The following is an 18,192-nucleotide window of genomic DNA, read 5'->3' as shown; positions in this document are numbered from 1 at the left end:
CTTTGAGAAAAGGATTTCTCCTCTCTCAAAGGGCAAGTTGACAAACTTGAATTTGGAACGTGCTTTATAAATTTTTTCCGATCCCCTCAAGTTCGTTCATGGAATCCTTGTTTTTTTCAAGTTCATCTCTGGCTGTTGCGTAATATGATTTTTTGAAAAGCATATCCCATGAAAGATATTTTGCCATACAGTCAAACTGCTTATCAATCAGCTCATACTGGATACTGTCTACGGGAGAACCGCCTACAACAATCGTGCCAACTTTTTTATTTTTTAACTGCAATCCACGGCAGTAGCACTTATCAATGATAAGTTTCAATTGTGCTGACATTCCCCACCAATAAACTGGTGTAGCAAAAAGAATCATATCTGCGGCAGCAATTTTATCAATTGTAGGATTTGTATCATCCTTATCGACGCATCCCTTAGAGCATTGACAGACACCACATCCCTTGCATGGTGCAATGTTGAGTTTGTCAGGTTCAATGATTTCAATTTCATTCTTTTCTGATGCTCCTTTTATAAATGCATTGATTGCTGTCAGCGTGTTTCCTTTTCTGGCACTTCCATTAATGATTACAATTTTCATGCGTGTATCCTCCAACTTCCGATTTGTATTTCTGTTTGTTTTAAAAATGGGCAATCCCGATTGGAATTGCCCACTCTTTGTACTAATTATGCGATTTTTTCTTGCCTGCACTGATTTCTGCATCAAATGATGTAAGTTTGATGTAAATCGCTGTTTTTTCAGTTTTTTATCAAATGAAGTACGTCCCGTCTGTTTGGTAAAACGGGACATCTTTACATCATCTTAATAGAGCTTTGCACCTGCTGGAATGTGGTTATCAACCATCAGAAGATGAAGTTTTTCTTCGCCCTCTTCCTCATGAATTGCACTGAGAAGCATTCCACAAGATTCAATGCCCATCATTGCTCTCGGCGGAAGATTTGTGATAGCGATAAGAGTCTTTCCAACCAGTTCTTCAGGCTCATAATAAGCGTGAATACCGCTTAAAATCGTACGATCTGTGCCTGTTCCGTCATCCAGAGTGAACTGTAACAGCTTCTTGGATTTCTTAACTGCTTCACATGCTTTTACCTTTACAGCTCTGAAATCAGACTTGCTGAAAGTATCGAAATCAACCATTTCTTCAAATAATGGCTCAACTTTTACTTTGGAAAAATCAATCTTCTCAACTGTTTTTTCAGCCTCTGCCGGAGTTGCTTCGGAAGTCTTATTTGCCTTCTTGTCAGCATCCAGTGACTTCATTGTCGGGAACAGTAATACGTCACGGATGGCCGGGCTGTTGGTGAACAGCATTACCAGACGGTCGATACCGTAACCAATACCGCCTGTCGGAGGCATACCGATCTCCAGTGCGTTCATGAAGTCTTCATCGGTGGTGTTTGCCTCGTCATCACCGGCTGCCAGTGCAGCCTCCTGTGCTTTGAAACGCTCTCTCTGGTCGATCGGGTCGTTTAACTCGGAGTATGCGTTACACATCTCACGTCCGTAGATGTACATCTCGAAGCGTTCTACATACTCTGGTTTATCCGGCTTTCTCTTGGTCAGCGGTGAGATTTCTACCGGATGATCCATGATAAAGGTCGGCTGGATCAGGTTTTCTTCTACGAACTCTTCGAAGAAGAGGTTGATGATATCGCCGCGCACATGACGGTCTTCGTAGTGAACGCCCTTCTCATCTGCCAGCTTCTTAGCCTCTTCGGTGGTCTGGATCTCGTCGAAGTCAACTCCTGCATATTTCTTAATCGCATCTACCATGGTCAGACGCTCAAACGGCTTTCCTAAGTCAATCTCAACATCTGCGTATGGGATGGTGGTGGTGCCCAGAACCTCGTTCGCGATATGACGGAACATATTCTCGGTTAAGTCCATCATGCCGTAGTAGTCGGTGTATGCCTGATACAGCTCCATGAGGGTGAACTCCGGATTGTGACGGGTATCAAGGCCCTCGTTACGAAATACACGGCCGATCTCGTATACACGTTCCATGCCGCCTACGATCAGCCTCTTTAAGTACAGCTCCAGGGAAATACGAAGCTTTACATCCTCATCCAGTGCGTTGTAATGGGTCTCAAACGGTCTTGCAGCAGCGCCGCCTGCGTTTGCTACCAGCATCGGGGTTTCTACCTCTAAGAAGCCCTGTCCGTCTAAGTAACGGCGGATGCAGCTGATGATGCGGGAACGCATCACGAAGGTTTTCTTCACGTCCTCGTTCATGATCAGGTCTGTATAGCGCTGACGGTAACGCACGTCCGTGTTGGTCAGACCGTGATACTTCTCCGGAAGGATCTGCAGGCTCTTGGAGAGCAGCACCATGGAGGTTGCGTGAATTGAGATCTCACCCATCTTGGTGGTGAAGACGATACCTTTAATGCCCACGATATCACCGATATCCATACGCTTGAAGTCTTTGTATGCTTCTTCACCCAGGTCATCACGCGCAACGTAGCACTGGATGTTGCCCTTTAAATCCTGAACATTGCAGAAGGATGCTTTACCCATAACACGCTTGGACATCATACGTCCTGCGATGGATACTTCTTTGCCTTCCCATTCTGCATAGTCTGCTTTTACGTCCTCGCTGTGTGCGGTTACGTCATACTTTGTGATCTGGAACGGATCCTTGCCTGCTGCCTGAAGCTCTGCCAGTTTTTCACGGCGAACCTTCAGAAGCTGGTTGAGGTCCGGCTCCTTCGCATTCTGCTGCTTTGCGTTCTGCTGCTCTGCCATCTTTTCCCTTACTCCTTCGTTCTTGTTGTTGTTCACACACGGTGCAAACAGTTACATCTTTTCGTAACTGTTCAGTACCTTCACAGTCACGAGCAAAAATCCATGAAAAATTGCCTGCGGCAATGGGATTTTTGCCTACCCGCCTATGTTTTCTTACGGTCAGCGCAGTAAATGCGCAGACCTACTGAACAGTTACATCTTTTCTTCTATAAATTAATAAAACAGAATACTGTTTTTATGATACTCTCCGGATCTCCAGAACCTTGTACTGAAGCACGCCGGCCTGAGTCTCTACATCGACAACATCGCCAACGCTCTTGCCGATCAGTGCTGCGCCTACCGGAGACTCATTGGAAATCTTGTTCTGCAAACTGTTTGCCTCGGTTGAGCCAACGATCTTGAACTCCATCTCTTCATCAAAATCTACATCGTATACCTTTACCTGGCAGCCAATGCTTACTTTGTCTAAGTCGATCTCGTCCTCGTCTACAACCTCTGCGTTCTTTAACAGCTTCTCCAGCTCTTCAATACGCAGCTCGATGTCTCTCTGCTCGTCCTTGGCTGCATCGTACTCAGCATTCTCGGACAGGTCGCCCTGCTCACGCGCCTCTTTGATCTTCTGCGCGATTTCCTGTCTGCGATGGATTTTTAAATCCTGTAACTCATCCTCATACTTTTTTAAACCTTCATAGGTTAAAATGTGTTTCTTGCTATCTGCCATGACACTCATTTCCTTCCTTATTTACACTGCCGCCGCGCGGAACCTCCGCCTCCGAAGCAGTTATTTTGGCACCTGAAACCACAGTCTGAGCTAACCCCCGGAACCTGTGATCATACATTCTGAATATTATACTTGAAAGCACTTTCCTTGTCAAGCATCCCGTGCTGTTTCAGCAGCTCCACCAGTTCTTCTTCTGTTTCCAGCATATTGCATTCTCTGCGGATCGAGGAAGAATGCGGAAGCCCTGCAGTATACCAGGCAATGTGCTTACGCATCTCCTTCATGCCAATATACTCACCCTTAAAGGCTACATGGATCCGAGTGTGGCGCAGGATCATCTCTCCCACCTCCACCGGTCCAGGCGGCGGAAGCACTTCCCCGGTTTCCAGATAATGTTGGATCCGTTTGAAAATCCATGGGTTTCCTCTTGCACCGCGGCCTATCATCAGGCCGTCACAGCCTGTTTCCTCTAACATCCGCTTCGCATCCTGCGGCTCAAAGATGTCTCCGTTTCCGATGACCGGAATTTTCACAGCTTCCTTCACCTGACGGATGATATCCCAGTCTGCCCTGCCGGAATAATACTGTTCTCTGGTCCGTCCGTGCACCGCCACAGCAGCCACACCACAGCTCTCAGCAATCTTCGCAATCTCTACGGCATTCACGTGATCGTCATCAAAGCCCTTGCGGAACTTGACCGTGACCGGCTTGTGTACCTTTCGCACCAGTGCAGATAACAGCTCCTCCACCAGCTTCGGATTCTTCATCAGGGCAGAGCCCTCACCGTTTCCGACAATCTTCGGCACCGGACATCCCATGTTCAGATCAATGATGTCATAAGGCCCGTCCTCCACCTGGTGGGCAATGTCACTGACGATTTCCGGATCCGAACCGAACAGCTGTAAAGACACAGGACGCTCACCCTCGCCAATGGCCATAAGCTCCTTCGTGTTACGGTTCTTATAAAGAATGGCTTTTGCACTCACCATCTCAGTGACAAGAAGTCCACAGCCCTGCTCCCGGCACAGCTGCCGGAAGGACATATCCGTAACGCCTGCCATGGGAGCCAGTATCAGGTTGTTGTCCAGCTCTACATTTCCAATCCTCAGCTTCATGCTTCCGGTTCCTCGCCAAGATAGAATACCTTAAAGTACAGTTCCAGGGCCTTTAAGAACTCCTGCCCCTCCTGTCGGTACTGCTTGATCTTTAAGTCTGCGCCGATCTCATCGCAGTAGCCATCGTACTCTGAAACGGTATGCCTGAACTCCAGCGTGCCATCCGGCTCAAATTCCATGGTCAGAATACCGCCGCATTCCTCCGTAAACCAGACACACATCACGTGAAGCTGCTTCTTCACTGCCTCCGGGAGGCTGTCAAACTCTTCATTAAAATAATACTTTTTTTCATAGCTGTTAGAACCACAAAGAACGATATTTCCGTCCTGTCCTGTCATCCGCGATTTCCTCCTGAATCTGTTTCCTGCTGCCTTCTGATCTACCCGCCAGATCTGCAGCTGCAATTTGTCAAAATTTTCTCATATCCATAAACACGAAACACGCCCGGCGGATATGCTGCCGGGCGAAAATTTCTTTTTCGATTGTATTATGCAATCCTGTTCTGTCAGCCTGCTTCCATGATGCTTCCTATTTCGCAAGCATCTTTGCGATCTCAAACTGCTCCTCGGAGATGTCCTTCTTCATCTGAAGTGCTTCCTGGATGTCAAAATCTACGAACTCACCGTGCTTATAAGCGACCAGGCGATTGCTCTTTCCTTCGCACAGAAGCTCTGCTGCCCTTGCCCCCATAATGGACGCGTACACACGGTCCTTACAAGTTGGGGTGCCGCCTCGCTGCATGTGGCCCAGAATGGTGGCTCTTGTCTCAATACCGGTTGCTGCCTCAATGCGGCGTGCCATGGAACCAGAATGTCCGATACCCTCCGCATTGATGATGATATTGTGTTTCTTGCCGCGCTTGCGGTTCTCTATGATGCGGTCGATGAGAGCCTGCTCATTGCCGTCATAACGTTCCGGAAGCAGAATATCCTCCGCGCCGTTTGCAATACCACACCACAGTGCGATATAACCGGCATTGCGGCCCATAACCTCAATGATACTGCAGCGCTCATGAGATGTAGAAGTATCACGTACCTTATCGATTGCCTCCATGGCGGTATTGACTGCCGTATCGAATCCGATGGTGTAATCGGTGCAGGCAATGTCCAGATCGATGGTTCCCGGAACGCCAATGGTATTAACGCCAAGGGCTGCCAGCTTACCGGCTCCCCGGAAAGAACCGTCACCGCCGATGACTACGATGCCGTCAATACCGTGCTTGTGGCAGATCTCCGCGCCCTGCTGCTGACCTTCCGCCGTTACAAACTCCATACATCTTGCTGTGTACAGGATGGTACCTCCACGGAAAATGATATTGGACACATCGGTACTGCTCATGTCTACGATCTCTTCTTGTAAAAGTCCTGCGTAGCCACGCATGATTCCTTTTACCTTCATACCCTTACTGATGGCAGTACGAACCACTGCACGGATGGCTGCGTTCATGCCTGGAGCATCTCCTCCGCTTGTCAGGACACCGATTGTCTTTACTTGCTTTGCCATAGTTGTCTCCTCCTGTTACCCTTCGTTTTCGCGATGAACTCTCTGTCTCGTGCAGAAAGCGCTGCGCGATTTCAATTCCGTTTATTTTATATAGATGCACTTTTTTTCATACAAACTGTATTCTAAAACATTTTTTCTATCTTTTCAATCCCTTTTCCACAACTTTGACATTCTTTTCACCAATTATTTTCATCAGCTTTTCCGTCACTTCTGTTGACGCTGCCACATGCCAGTTTGCGGGAAGAACCTTCTTTGCCCGTTCCTTTTCCAGATAAATGATCACGGTATCATGGCCATCAGAGCCCCTCAGAATTTCCGTCACTTCCGGCCACCGGGCATCATACTCGGTCTTATCGGCAAACTTCAGCCACAGATCCTTCGGAACCTCGTCAAAGGGGATCACCTGCTCACAGATCAGCCGTCCTGCCGGGTCATCCCCAATGGAGGTACGTCCGCTGATAAACACCTTTGCATCCTCATTCAGGAGCTGCTTCTTATTCTCATAATCCCGCGGGAAGACGATGACTTCCACGGAACCAACCATATCCTCCAGAGTCACAAAGGCCATCTGCTGGCCATTCTTCGTAAGCTTTACGGTCCTGGCTGTTATCATGCCGCCAATGGTCGCCCGGGCGCCGTCTTCCACAACAGCTCTTCCTGTCTCCTCATCCACCATAAAATCGGTTGTTTTGGCGGTAATGCTGTTTTTCCAGGTTTCAAGATACTCATCCATCGGATGACCACTGACATAGATGCCAAGTGTCTCCTTCTCGAAGGCCAAAAGCTCTCCCTTCGGAAACTCCGGCACCTTCGGCATGGTGATCTGGTATTGCTGCTTTTCTTCCTCTGCCGCAAAATCAAAAAGGCTCAGCTGACCCTCCAGCACATTTTTGCGGTCCTTATTTTTCTGATCCAGAAGTTCCGGCGCAATCATGGTCTTCTGTCTCCGGTTGCCCGGAAGAGAATCCATGGCACCGGCCTTGATGAAATTCTCCAGGGTACGCTTATTCACCTCACGGCCGCCCATGCGCTCCACAAAATCATCAATGGAGGTAAAAAGGCCGTTATTCTGACGCTCCCGGATGATCTCGTCCACCACATTGCGTCCAATGCTCTTGATTGCCGACAAACCATATCGGATCGCATCACCGGAAACAGAGAAACCGCTCTGCCCTTCGTTGATGTCAGGCGGCAGGATACGAATGCCCATCTGGCGGCAGGTCAGAATGTACTCCGACACCTTACCCACATTGTCCATAACAGAGGTCATAAGTGCCGCGAAGAACTCCTTCGGATAATAGTATTTCAGATACGCCGTCTGATATGCAACCACCGCATAGCAGGCTGCATGGGATTTGTTAAAGGCGTACCTTGCGAAATCGATCATCTCATCATAAATATGATTTGCAGTCTTCTCATCAATGCCATTCTCAATACAGCCCTTTACGTTTTCTTCCTGATTGCCGTACACGAAATTCTGGCGTTCCTTCTCCATGACCGCCGCCTTCTTCTTGGACATGGCACGGCGCACCAGATCGCTTCGGCCCATGGTATAGCCCGCCAGATCGCGAACGATCTGCATAACCTGTTCCTGGTAGACGATACAGCCATAGGTCGGTCCCAGAATATGCTCCAGCTGCGGACATTCATATGTGATGGAGTCCTTATCATTCTTTCCTTTCAAATAACGCGGAATGAAATCCATCGGTCCCGGACGATAGAGAGAAATCCCCGCAATGATATCCTCCAGGTTTTCGGGCCGCAGCTCCTTCATGAAGCTTTTCATTCCCGAACTCTCCAGCTGGAAGATGCCATCGCACTTTCCGGTGCCAATGGATGCCAGGACATCTTTATCATTATAATCAATTTCTTCCATAACCAGATGAACGCCGTAGTTTTCCTCTGCCTGACGCACCGCATTCTGAATGACAGTCAGGGTTCGGAGGCCTAAAAAGTCCATCTTTAACAGTCCAAGCTCCTCCAGCGTCGTCATGGTAAACTGTGTGGTAATGGTACCGTCTGATGCGCGGGAAAGCGGAACAAACTCATCCATGGCCCGCTGGCCGATCACCACGCCGGCCGCGTGCATGGAGGTATGGCGCGGAAGGCCCTCCAGGCGCTTGGCCATGTCGATGAGGTAGCGCACCTCATCATCATTCTGATAGGCCTCACGCAAATCCGGACTCTGCTTTAAGGCCTTTTCCAGGGTCATGCCGAGATCTCCCGGGATCATCTTTGCGATCGCGTCACAGCGGGCGTACGGAAGGTCCAGAACACGTCCCACATCCCGCACAACACCCTTGGCCGCCAGGGTACCGAAGGTAACGATCTGTACCACCTGATCCTTTCCGTATTTCTCGACCACGTAATCGATGACTTCCTGCCTGCGTTCGAAGCAGAAGTCAATATCGATATCTGGCATGGATACCCGTTCCGGGTTCAGGAAACGCTCAAAGAGCAGATCATAGCGCACCGGATCGATATTAGTGATCTCCAGACAGTAGGAAACGATACTTCCCGCTGCGGAACCTCGTCCCGGACCGACCATGATGTCGTGGGATCTTGCGAAATGAATGAAATCCCATACGATCAGGAAGTAATCCACATACCCCATATTGTGGATTACGCCCAGCTCGTAGGAAAGGCGTTCCTGCAGGGTTCCATCATCATTTGGGTAACGCTTCGCCATGCCATCCTGGCACAGCTTATTCAGATAGCTCCAGGAATCGTATCCCTCCGGCACCTCGTACTTCGGCAGCTTTGTCACGCCAAACTCGATCTCAACGTTGCAGCGCTCCGCGATCTTATGGGTGTTATCGATGGCTTCCTGGGCGTATGGAAACAGCGCCCGCATCTCCTCCTCAGATTTCACGTAATACTGACCGCCCTCGTAACGCATACGGTTCTCATCAGAGACTTTTTTCCCGGTCTGGATACACAGCAGAATGTCATGCGCTGCCGCATCCTCCGCGAGAATATAGTGGATATCGTTGGTTGCCACCAGATCCATGGACAGTTCCCGGCTCATGCGCATAAGTCCCTGGTTTACGGTTTTCTGGGTCGAAATTCCATGATCCTGCAGCTCTAAAAAGAAATTGCCCTTTCCGAAAATATCCTCATAATGTCTTGCGGACCTGCAGGCTTCCTCATACATGCCCCGGGCCAGATAGCGCTGTACCTCACCCGCCAGGCAGGCACTTAGGGCAATCACGCCCTCATGGTAGGTTTCTAACACCTCATAGTCCACGCGGGGCTTATAATAAAAGCCATCCACAAAGCCCCTGGATACGATCTTCATCAGGTTGTGGTATCCGGTATCATTTTCTGCCAGCAGGACCAGATGGTAATATCGGTCCTCGCCATTTGAAGTTTCCCGGTCAAATCGGGATCCCGGCGCAACATAGACCTCACAGCCGATGATGGGCTTAATGCCCACCTCCTTTGCCGCACGGTAAAAATCGATGACGCCATACATGACTCCATGATCGGTGACGGCCATGCTGTCCATGCCAAGCTCTTTCGCCCGCGCTGCCAGCTCTTTGATCTTGCAGGAACCATCCAGCAGACTGTACTCTGTATGGACGTGCAAATGTGTAAATGCCACTGTTTTCTCCTTTTTATATCTTATTTACAAAAACAGGGCGGAAATGTTATTTCCACCCTGCTGCTTCAGCATCTTTTGTATAGATCAACTTTTGGGGAAATGATCGGTATGATCTTACTTTTCACCCTTTAAGTACTTTTCAATATTGTCAAGTGCCTCTTGTTCGTCTCCTCCATCAGCAGAAACGGTAATATCCTCACCAGCGCCCATGCCAAGTGTCATCATACCCATAATGCTCTTTGCATTGACCCGGGCATTGTTATTCTCTACATAGATCTGACTGTCAAACTGGCTCGCAATCTGAACCAACATAGCTACTGGTCTTGCCTCAAGTCCGGATGAAAGCCCAATGGTGATTGTTTTCTTTAACATAATTATCCTCCTCGTTTTCGGGTATGATCGCATGTTTTCTTTCTGCTTATACCCCTGTGTCCGGCCGTTCCTGTCTCAGCAGTTCTGCCATACTCCCCAATTTTCTGAGACGATGGTTTACCCCTGATTTACCGACCGGCGGATCCAAAGCCTCTCCAAGTTCCTTTAATGTGGCCTCCGGTCTGGCCAGCCTTAACTCTGCGATTTCCCTCAGGTTATCCGGCAGACTGTCCAATCCTGCCTTATCCCTGATGTATATGATATCTTCCATCTGCTTGACTGCCGCCGATACCGTTTTGTTGATATTGGCTGTCTCACAGTTTACCTGCCGGTTCACACTTCCGCGCATCTCCTTGAGAATGCGGATGTTCTCCAGCTCCATAAGGGCAACCGGTGCTTCCATAACGTTCAAAATATCTACGATTTGGCTTCCCTCTTTGATGTAGACCACGAAATACTTCTTTCGCAGCACGATCTTGGCTTCTATCCCCATGGAAAGGATGAGACCCTGGATCTGCTTTGCCTTTGCTTCAGTAGCACAGGCAATCTCAAAGTGGTAAAACTTTTCCGGATCGCTGATCGAACCTGCTGCCAGAAACGCTCCACGGATGAATGCGCGCTTGCAGCAGTTCTGCATAAGAACCACATTCTGGGCCAGTGACAGATTTTCCTCAATCTCCCCGTACTGGTCGATGAGTTTGACTGCCTGAAGCACCCGCATGGCATCCTCGTGATGAGTGACTGCAACAGTGCAGGTCCTGTTTCTGTGGTTCCCGATGCTCTGCCGTATGGAGACATCAATTCCTATATTAAATGTTTTTTTCAATAATGTAAAGTACTTTCTTGCAACTGCTTCATTTTCCGTGTGAATCTTCACCCGGTAACGGTCATTCTCTGAAATCTGGATACGGCCGCAGAGGCTTAAGATTGCCGCGATCTCCGCGATCTGGCAATGTCTGGCCGAAGAAAGCTGCCTTGAAAGTTCTTCCTTTACCTTAGAAGAAAATGACATATCCTGCTCCTGTATTCCGATTTCTGCCCGGGCATTCCGAGACAGAAATCCACCATTGTCCTGCTACCGTCCGATATCCCGGTGCTCAATCTTCAGTCCGTATTCCTCCAGACCGCTTAAATGCTGATACAGCGCATTGGCCACAGTAACGGAGCGGTGTCTGCCCCCGGTACAGCCAATGGCGATCACCAGTTGGTTCTTTCCTTCCTGCACATAATTGGGGATCAGGAAATCCAGCATCCCGTACAGCATGGAAAGAAAGCGGTCTGCTGTACCGCCCTGGCGGACATACGCCTGCACCTCCGCCTCCTGACCGGTGTGGCTGCGCAGTGCCTCCACATAGTAGGGATTTGGAAGAAAACGTACATCGAAAACAAGATCTGCGTCATTCGGGATGCCATACTTAAATCCAAAGGACAGCACCGTGATAAACAGGTTCTGATACCTGCGGTCCTGGACAAAGATTTTTTCCAGCTCACTGCGCAGTTCCCGGGTAAGAAGACTGCTGGTATCCAGGATCATATCCGCCTGCTGTTTGATAAACGCAAGCTTTTCCCGCTCCAGCTGGATGCCGCTGTCCACACGGCCCTTCCCGGCCAGTGGATGCGACCGCCTGGTTTCTTTATAGCGCTTTACCAGTGTCGCATCGCTGCTGTCCAGAAACAGGATCTCGTAAGGCACCTGCTGCGCTTTCCAGTTTTCCAGAACCTGCTCCAGCTGCGGCAACTCCTCTCCGCTGCGGATATCGATGCCCAGTGCCACTTCCTCGTGGGCTGCCGGCTTCTGCATGACCAGTTCTACAAATGCCTCCATCAGGGGGATCGGCAGATTGTCCACACAGTAAAAGCCAAGATCCTCCAGCATTTTGAGAGCCGAGGTTTTTCCGGCTCCCGACATTCCCGTCACGATTACCAGTCTCATCTGTTTTCTCCGTTTCTCAAAACTCACCCAAAAGCTTTACTTCCAGTTCCAGCTCCACACCAGACTGCGCTTTCACCTTTTCCTGTACCTGTCTGCACAGAGAAAGGATATCTGCAGAGGTGGCATGATCCCGGTTGATCACAAAGCCGCAGTGCTTCTCTGACACCTGGGCGCCGCCCACACGGAAGCCGCGAAGCCCTGCATCCTGGATCAGTCTGCCTGCGAAATGGCCTTCCGGGCGCTTGAAGGTACTGCCTGCACTCGGGTATTCCAATGGCTGCTTTTCACGGCGTTTTGATGCCAGATCATCCATGACCGCACGGATGTCATCAGCGTTTCCCGGCTGCAGCTGAAGCACTGCCTCCAGCACAATATAACCGTTTTTCTGGACGCAGCTGGTCCGGTAGCCCAGTTCCAGTTCTTCTGCCGGAAGTGTTTTCACCTCTCCCTCCGGAGTCAGGACCGTTGCATCCCTTAATACCTGACATAATTCTCCGCCGTACGCGCCCGCATTCATGACCACGGCACCTCCGATGGTGCCCGGAATCCCAGCTGCAAACTCAAAGCCGGTCAGTGATGCGTTCAGCACCTGCTTTGCCACAGCGGAAAGCAGGGCACCTGCACCGGTCCTCACCTGAGCTCCTTCTATTGTCACCTGGGCAAACGGTTTTCCGAAAGAGATCAGTACTCCGCGGTAACCCCCGTCGCCCACCAGCAGATTGCTGCCGTTTCCGATGATGGTATATGCCACATTTTCTTCCCTGCAGATATCCAGCACCTGCTTTAATTCTTCCACACCGGATGGCTCAATATAAATGTCTGCCGGGCCTCCTGTGCGGAAGGTGGTATGGCGGCTCATTGGCTCATCGGTCAGAAATATTCCCGCGCCCACCGCCTGTTTCAGTCTTTCTGCTGCCTGTTTCATAGTTTTTGTTCTGCCTTTATTCATTTTTGCTGTTAAGCGATGTTCCTGGCACTGTTTTTACTTGTTGCCAAGGTTTGCCTGTACGCGGTTGTACAGTTCCTGAGCCGCATTGTATCCCATCTTCTTCTGACGATAGTTAACGGCTGCGGACTCTACGATGATGGCCAGGTTTCTGCCCGGACGGATCGGGATGTTATGGCAGACCACCTGATTGCCGAGAAACTCCGTGTAGCGGTCCTCCAGGCCCAGCCGGTCGTACTCTTTGTCCTTGTCCCAGTCCTCCAGCTTAATGACCATGTCGATATTCTGGGTATCTTTTACGCTCTCAACACCGTACAGGGACTTCACATCAATGATACCGATACCTCGCAGCTCGATGAAGTGCTTGGTGATATCCGGCGCACTTCCTACCAGAGTCGCGTCACTGACTTTGCGGATCTCTACAACATCATCGGATACAAGACGGTGTCCGCGCTTGATCAGCTCCAGGGCTGCCTCACTCTTTCCGATACCGCTCTCGCCCATGATCAGCACACCTTCACCAAATACGTCCACCAGCACACCATGGATGCTGATACACGGAGCCAGCTTGACCTTCAGCCAGCGGATGACTTCTGCCATCAGATCAGAGGTGCTCTTTTCAGATACCATCAGAGGGACCTGATAGTGCAGGCACAGATTCTGCATATCTTCATCCGGCTCCTGGCCGCGGCTGTAAACCACACACGGAATCTCACTGGAAAGAAGCTTGTCATAGCGTTCCATCCGCACCTCGCGCGGCAGGGTATTGATGTATGCCTGCTCCACATATCCGATGATCTGGACACGCTCCCGGTCAAAATGATCAAAAAAGCCCGTTAACTGAAGCGCCGGACGGTTTACATCCGGGTGACTCAATACCACCTTGTCTGCGTCAATTTCCGGAAGTACATTTTTCATTTTCATCTTTGTGATCAGTTCTGTAATTGTTACTCCGTACATATTGCCCCGCTCCTTTATCTTGTTTATTCAGCCCGATTCAAGCCCACAGGCTGTATCTGTTTTCAGAATAAGTTCATCATACCATAAATTCGGATGGTTGTCATCCGCGTTGGCAGGTTTCGCTGCTGTGAAAGAACCGGTACACACTTTCCGCCGCGGCGCGGTTCATGCCGGGGACCTGGGAAAGTTCTTCCTCACTGGCAGCCTGCACGGCCTCGATCGATCTAAAATGCTTCATCAGTGCCTTTCTCCTGGTATCTCCGATTCCGGGAATGTCATCCAGCACAGAGTGTACCTGGCTCTTGCTGCGCAGACTCCGGTGATACTCAATAGCAAACCTGTGAGCCTCGTCCTGGATTCTGGTAATGAGCCGGAACCCTTCGGAGTGCCGGTCAATGGGGATCTCCACATTCCGGTAATACAATCCGCGGGTCCGGTGGCTGTCATCCTTTACCATGCCGCATACCGGGATGGAAAGACCCAGCTCTGCGAGCACCTCCTGTGCAATGTTCACCTGTCCCCGCCCGCCATCCATCATCAGGATGTCCGGAAATCTGGTAAAGCTTCCGAATTTCTGTTCTTCTCCCTGTTCCTTTAACTGAGACATTTCTTCCAGTCCGTGGGTAAAGCGGCGCATTAATACCTCACGCATCGAGGCATAATCATTCGGCCCGGTAACGGTCCTGATGCGAAACTTTCGGTAATCACTGCGCTTCGGCCTGCCGTCCTCATACACAACCATGGAGCCGACTGACTCGTAGCCGGAAATGTTGGAGATATCAAAAGCCTCCATCCGGCGCACGCCGGTGAGCCCCAGCCAGGATGCCACCTCATTCATGGCGCCTATGGTGCGCATCTCATCCCTCTGGTTGCGCTCCAAATCCTGCCGCAATACCATGGACGCATTTTTCTGCGCCAGCTCTACCAGGCGCTCCTTCTGCCCTTTCTTTGGAACAACAATGCGGACCTTCTGGCCTTTTCGGGCACTGAGCCACTGCTCAATGACCTCCATATCCTCGATTTCCCTCTGGATCCACAGCTCTTTTGGCAGAAACGGCGTTCCGGCGTAGAACTGCTTTACAAAGCTGGTGAGGATCTGACTGCTGTCTTTTTCCGCGCCGATACGGATGCCGAAATGATCCCGTCCGATCAGTTTGCCCTCGCGCACAAAGAAGACCTGCACCACCGCATCGGTATCGTTCATGGCCATGGCAATGATGTCCCGGTCTTCCATACTGCTGCTGGTGATTTTCTGCTTCTGCGCCACCTTCTTCACGCTGGAAAGCAGATCCCGGTACTCCGCCGCTTTTTCATATTCCATTTTTTCAGCAGCTTCCATCATCTGTTTTTCCAGGCGTTTCAGCAGATTGTCATAATGTCCGTTTAAAAATTCAAGCACCTGCCTGATGTGCTCTGCGTACTCTTCTTTCCCGATGTAGCCCTGGCATGGCGCATCACACTGCCTGATATGATAGTTTAAGCAGGGGCGGTCTTTGCCGATATCCCGCGGGAGCAAACGGCTGCAGGTACGTACCTTATATAGCTTATGGATCAGATCAATCGTATCCTTAACCGCTCCGGCACTGGTGTACGGGCCAAAATACCGGCTCCTGTCCTTTTTCATGGTACGCGCAAACTGTACCCGGGGAAAATCCTCTCCCACTGTAACACGGATGTACGGATAAGCCTTGTCATCCTTTAACATCGTGTTATAACGCGGCTGGTGCTCTTTGATGAGATTGCACTCCAGCACCAGTGCCTCCAGCTCGGAATCGGTTACAATGTACTCAAACCGTGCGATGCGGGACACCATCTGCTGGATCTTGGCGGTTTTACCGCGGCTGCTCTGGAAATACTGGCGCACCCGGTTCTTTAAGCTGATGGCCTTGCCCACATAGATGATCTCATCCTTCGCATCGTGCATGATGTATACGCCCGGCTGGGAAGGAAGTTTTTTCAGTTCTTCTTCAATGTCAAATAACATAATTCCTCCTGATGGCAGTTCTGTCCTGTTCTGCTGCCCGTATGCTCTTTTTCCGCTGAAATAAAATCAGCGAAGGCGGCTGCCGTCATAGCGCTTCTGCATGGTGAGGAAACGGCGCACCGCATAAAGCTGTTCCTGTAAAGAGCCCTGCTCCGGCTTCATATCCAGTACCAGATAGATACTGTCCAGTTCCTGCTGGGTGACGCGCTCCTCCAGAGCTTTCAGACATTCCATGCGCAGATCAAAATCCTCGGTGTCTAAAAACTGCAGAAATGCCGGGTCCGGGGTACGGTCCGCGTAATACCGGCGGGAATCTTGTCCGTTTCCCGCTGCGGCCTGTCCGCATCCTGCTGCCATTCCTGCTGCGTTTTGCTCCGGCTCTACCCGCTCAAATCTCCACTGCTGGGTCACCTCCGGGTATTTTTCATGATCCACCTCACTGGTAAACATATCGTATGGCCTCACATACACTCCGTAGTCCCCGTATAGTGCCTGGTAAACCACCATACTTTCGCCGGTTTCCGAGTGTCTGGCCACCGCCACGATCTGGTAGAGTTTATTTTTAAAATGCCGGTAAAATTCCCCCGGTCTTACGATTCGTTCTGTCATGTCCGTTTCCTGTCTCTTTCTGTTCTGGTTTCTTTCTATTCTGGTCTCTTTTGCTTTTTTCTCAGCCTTAAACCGTAGGCGGCAGCGTGGTTCCGGTCTCCGGCGGAGTTCCCGGCTCTTCTGCCGTCTCCATTGCTTCGGAAAGTGCCCGGGAAGCCGGAAAGCTTTTTCCTGCCAGATCTTCTCCGCCCGTTACGGTCAGGGCATCGTGTCCCGTTTCCTCCGGTGCATAGGTCGTTTCCGGGAGCTGTGCACGAGAAGCCGCGATCCGTTCATCCTCTTCGCTTGCTGCCTCCGGTGTCAGAAGGCCCTCCCAGTCGTAGGTACAGGCCGCATCCCACAAAAGCCACTCATCATAACCACAGTCATACACCGCCCGGATCTGTTCACGCACCTGGTCTCCTCCATAGGGGATATGATTCTTCAGCCAGCTGGCTGTAAAATCCTGCAGCCACGGACGCACTGCCGCCACATGACTTCCGTCGAGTCCTGCGAAATAAAGCTCCTTGCGTGATTCTGTCAGCGCTGCGCAGATGGTATCATACGGACGCATATCCGGGTGGTCAATACCATAATTTCCGTCCGAATAATGGGACGGGTAGATCATGGGACTGATGTAATCCAGATGCTTTGCCATCTCTCCGTAAATCTGTCCCACGGAATCCGCATTCACATCACTGTTGATGATAGCGCCAAACACATCCGCGGATACAAAGAGTCCGGCTGCGCTCAGTTTCTCATACTCATATTCCATAAAGTCGAGGATCGCCTCGGTCCGGCTGCGGCCCTTGGTATCCTCCTCCGAAAATACCGCATCCTGCATTCCCTTTTCTGTACAAAAGCGCACATAATCAAACTGGATCTCATCGAATCCAAGCTTCTGCGCTTCCAGGGCGATCTCTGCCAGATACTCCCAGGCTTCCTCTTTATAAGGATTCACCCAGGCGTGGTTATCCCTGTCCTGAAACACCGTGCCATCCGCTTTCTTCACACACCAGTCCGGCTGCGCCTCAGCAAGCCACGCATCACGAAAAGCCGGAATCCTCGCAATGGCATAGATATGATGATCCTTTAATTTCTGCATCAGCCCAGCAATATCCTCAATATAAACCTTTGTGGAGCCAAGCTGCTTCACAAGAGGTGACTCCGTCTCACATACCACTCGCCCAAAATCATCCTTAAAATCAATGACAAGGGCATTCGCCTCGGTCCGGTCAAACTCGTTGATCAGATTGTCCACCAGGGCCGGAGTTCCTGCCACATAGGCGGAAATATAAATACCCTTTGCCCGGGTTTCCTCACGTTCCGGTATGTTGGAAATCCGGATTTCTGAAATCAGTTTCTGCTCTTCTGCTTCCGCTTTCTGCTCTGCTTTTTCGGCCTCTGAGGCTTCTTCTGCGTCAGAGCCTACCACGACCGGTTCCGGCGTCGTTGCGATTTTTTCCGCATTGCGGAGAAAACCACAGCCGGTGATTGCAAGAACAGTCAGCAGCAGACCGGCCAGAAGCCATCTTCGTTTTCCCTTCATAGTTCACGTTCCTCTTCTGTTTTTTATTATGAAATTATCTGTCCGGAAAATTCCGGTCATACACGATAACTAGAGTATACCACATATTACATTTTTTTGACAAATCCGGGTGCAAAACTCTCTTTTCTATGGTACAATACAACGAGCGAAAGAGAGCCATAA

15 protein-coding genes are annotated in these 18,192 nt (G+C 50.3%); all 15 read right to left on the bottom strand.

The annotated features are described in order from the left end of the window. Positions 1 to 64 precede the first annotated feature (64 nt). Complete coding sequence (locus ACMP1L_RS04835) at positions 65 to 589, bottom strand: flavodoxin family protein (protein ID WP_008119059.1); 525 nt, start codon at positions 587 to 589, stop codon at positions 65 to 67. A 222-nt stretch (positions 590 to 811) separates the two neighbouring features. Beyond that, positions 812 to 2,755 (bottom strand): lysine--tRNA ligase, encoded by a 1,944-nt coding sequence (gene lysS / locus ACMP1L_RS04830; RefSeq protein WP_475544516.1) that lies wholly within the window; start codon positions 2,753 to 2,755, stop codon positions 812 to 814. A 235-nt stretch (positions 2,756 to 2,990) separates the two neighbouring features. Beyond that, positions 2,991 to 3,476, bottom strand: coding sequence for a transcription elongation factor GreA (gene greA, locus ACMP1L_RS04825; RefSeq protein ID WP_118733576.1), 486 nt, complete (start codon positions 3,474 to 3,476; stop codon positions 2,991 to 2,993). A gap of 110 nt (positions 3,477 to 3,586) precedes the next feature. Continuing rightward, positions 3,587 to 4,591, bottom strand: a complete 1,005-nt coding sequence (dusB, locus tag ACMP1L_RS04820; protein ID WP_418452169.1) for a tRNA dihydrouridine synthase DusB — start codon at positions 4,589 to 4,591, stop codon at positions 3,587 to 3,589. Beyond that, positions 4,588 to 4,929 carry a DUF6145 family protein gene (locus tag ACMP1L_RS04815; RefSeq protein WP_418452168.1) on the bottom strand — a complete coding sequence of 114 codons (342 nt, stop codon included), beginning with the start codon at positions 4,927 to 4,929 and terminating at the stop codon, positions 4,588 to 4,590. The genes dusB and ACMP1L_RS04815 overlap by 4 nt, the downstream gene beginning before the upstream one ends. A 190-nt stretch (positions 4,930 to 5,119) precedes the next feature. Next, positions 5,120 to 6,094, bottom strand: a complete 975-nt coding sequence (gene pfkA, locus ACMP1L_RS04810) for a 6-phosphofructokinase (protein ID WP_118733579.1) — start codon at positions 6,092 to 6,094, stop codon at positions 5,120 to 5,122. 136 nt (positions 6,095 to 6,230) lie between these two features. Next, positions 6,231 to 9,698 (bottom strand): DNA polymerase III subunit alpha, encoded by a 3,468-nt coding sequence (locus ACMP1L_RS04805; protein ID WP_418452167.1) that lies wholly within the window; start codon positions 9,696 to 9,698, stop codon positions 6,231 to 6,233. A gap of 114 nt (positions 9,699 to 9,812) precedes the next feature. Beyond that, positions 9,813 to 10,070 (bottom strand): HPr family phosphocarrier protein, encoded by a 258-nt coding sequence (locus tag ACMP1L_RS04800; RefSeq protein ID WP_118733581.1) that lies wholly within the window; start codon positions 10,068 to 10,070, stop codon positions 9,813 to 9,815. 46 nt (positions 10,071 to 10,116) lie between these two features. Then, positions 10,117 to 11,082 carry a DNA-binding protein WhiA gene (whiA, locus tag ACMP1L_RS04795; protein ID WP_118733582.1) on the bottom strand — a complete coding sequence of 322 codons (966 nt, stop codon included), beginning with the start codon at positions 11,080 to 11,082 and terminating at the stop codon, positions 10,117 to 10,119. 63 nt (positions 11,083 to 11,145) lie between these two features. Beyond that, on the bottom strand, positions 11,146 to 12,003 hold the full coding sequence (gene rapZ, locus ACMP1L_RS04790) for an RNase adapter RapZ (RefSeq protein WP_177303466.1): 858 nt from the start codon (positions 12,001 to 12,003) through the stop codon (positions 11,146 to 11,148). Between the two features lie 16 nt (positions 12,004 to 12,019). Then, positions 12,020 to 12,928, bottom strand: a complete 909-nt coding sequence (gene murB / locus ACMP1L_RS04785; RefSeq protein ID WP_418452166.1) for a UDP-N-acetylmuramate dehydrogenase — start codon at positions 12,926 to 12,928, stop codon at positions 12,020 to 12,022. A 57-nt stretch (positions 12,929 to 12,985) separates the two neighbouring features. Beyond that, entirely contained in the window at positions 12,986 to 13,909 is a 924-nt protein-coding gene (gene hprK, locus ACMP1L_RS04780; protein ID WP_118733585.1) for an HPr(Ser) kinase/phosphatase, read from the bottom strand. Between the two features lie 100 nt (positions 13,910 to 14,009). Continuing rightward, positions 14,010 to 15,893 carry an excinuclease ABC subunit UvrC gene (gene uvrC, locus ACMP1L_RS04775; RefSeq protein ID WP_418452164.1) on the bottom strand — a complete coding sequence of 628 codons (1,884 nt, stop codon included), beginning with the start codon at positions 15,891 to 15,893 and terminating at the stop codon, positions 14,010 to 14,012. 66 nt (positions 15,894 to 15,959) lie between these two features. Then, a complete protein-coding gene (locus ACMP1L_RS04770; protein ID WP_118733587.1) occupies positions 15,960 to 16,502 on the bottom strand; it encodes a DUF1653 domain-containing protein in 543 nt (180 codons plus the stop codon). A 67-nt stretch (positions 16,503 to 16,569) separates the two neighbouring features. Continuing rightward, on the bottom strand, positions 16,570 to 18,030 hold the full coding sequence (locus ACMP1L_RS04765; protein ID WP_418452163.1) for a putative glycoside hydrolase: 1,461 nt from the start codon (positions 18,028 to 18,030) through the stop codon (positions 16,570 to 16,572). Positions 18,031 to 18,192 lie beyond the last annotated feature (162 nt).

The sequence above is a fragment of the Ventrimonas sp. genome (assembly GCF_048380235.1).
Lineage (GTDB): Bacteria > Bacillota > Clostridia > Lachnospirales > Lachnospiraceae > Brotaphodocola.
Note: the sequence above shows the minus strand (reverse complement) of the source record. Positions and strands in the feature narration are given on the sequence as shown.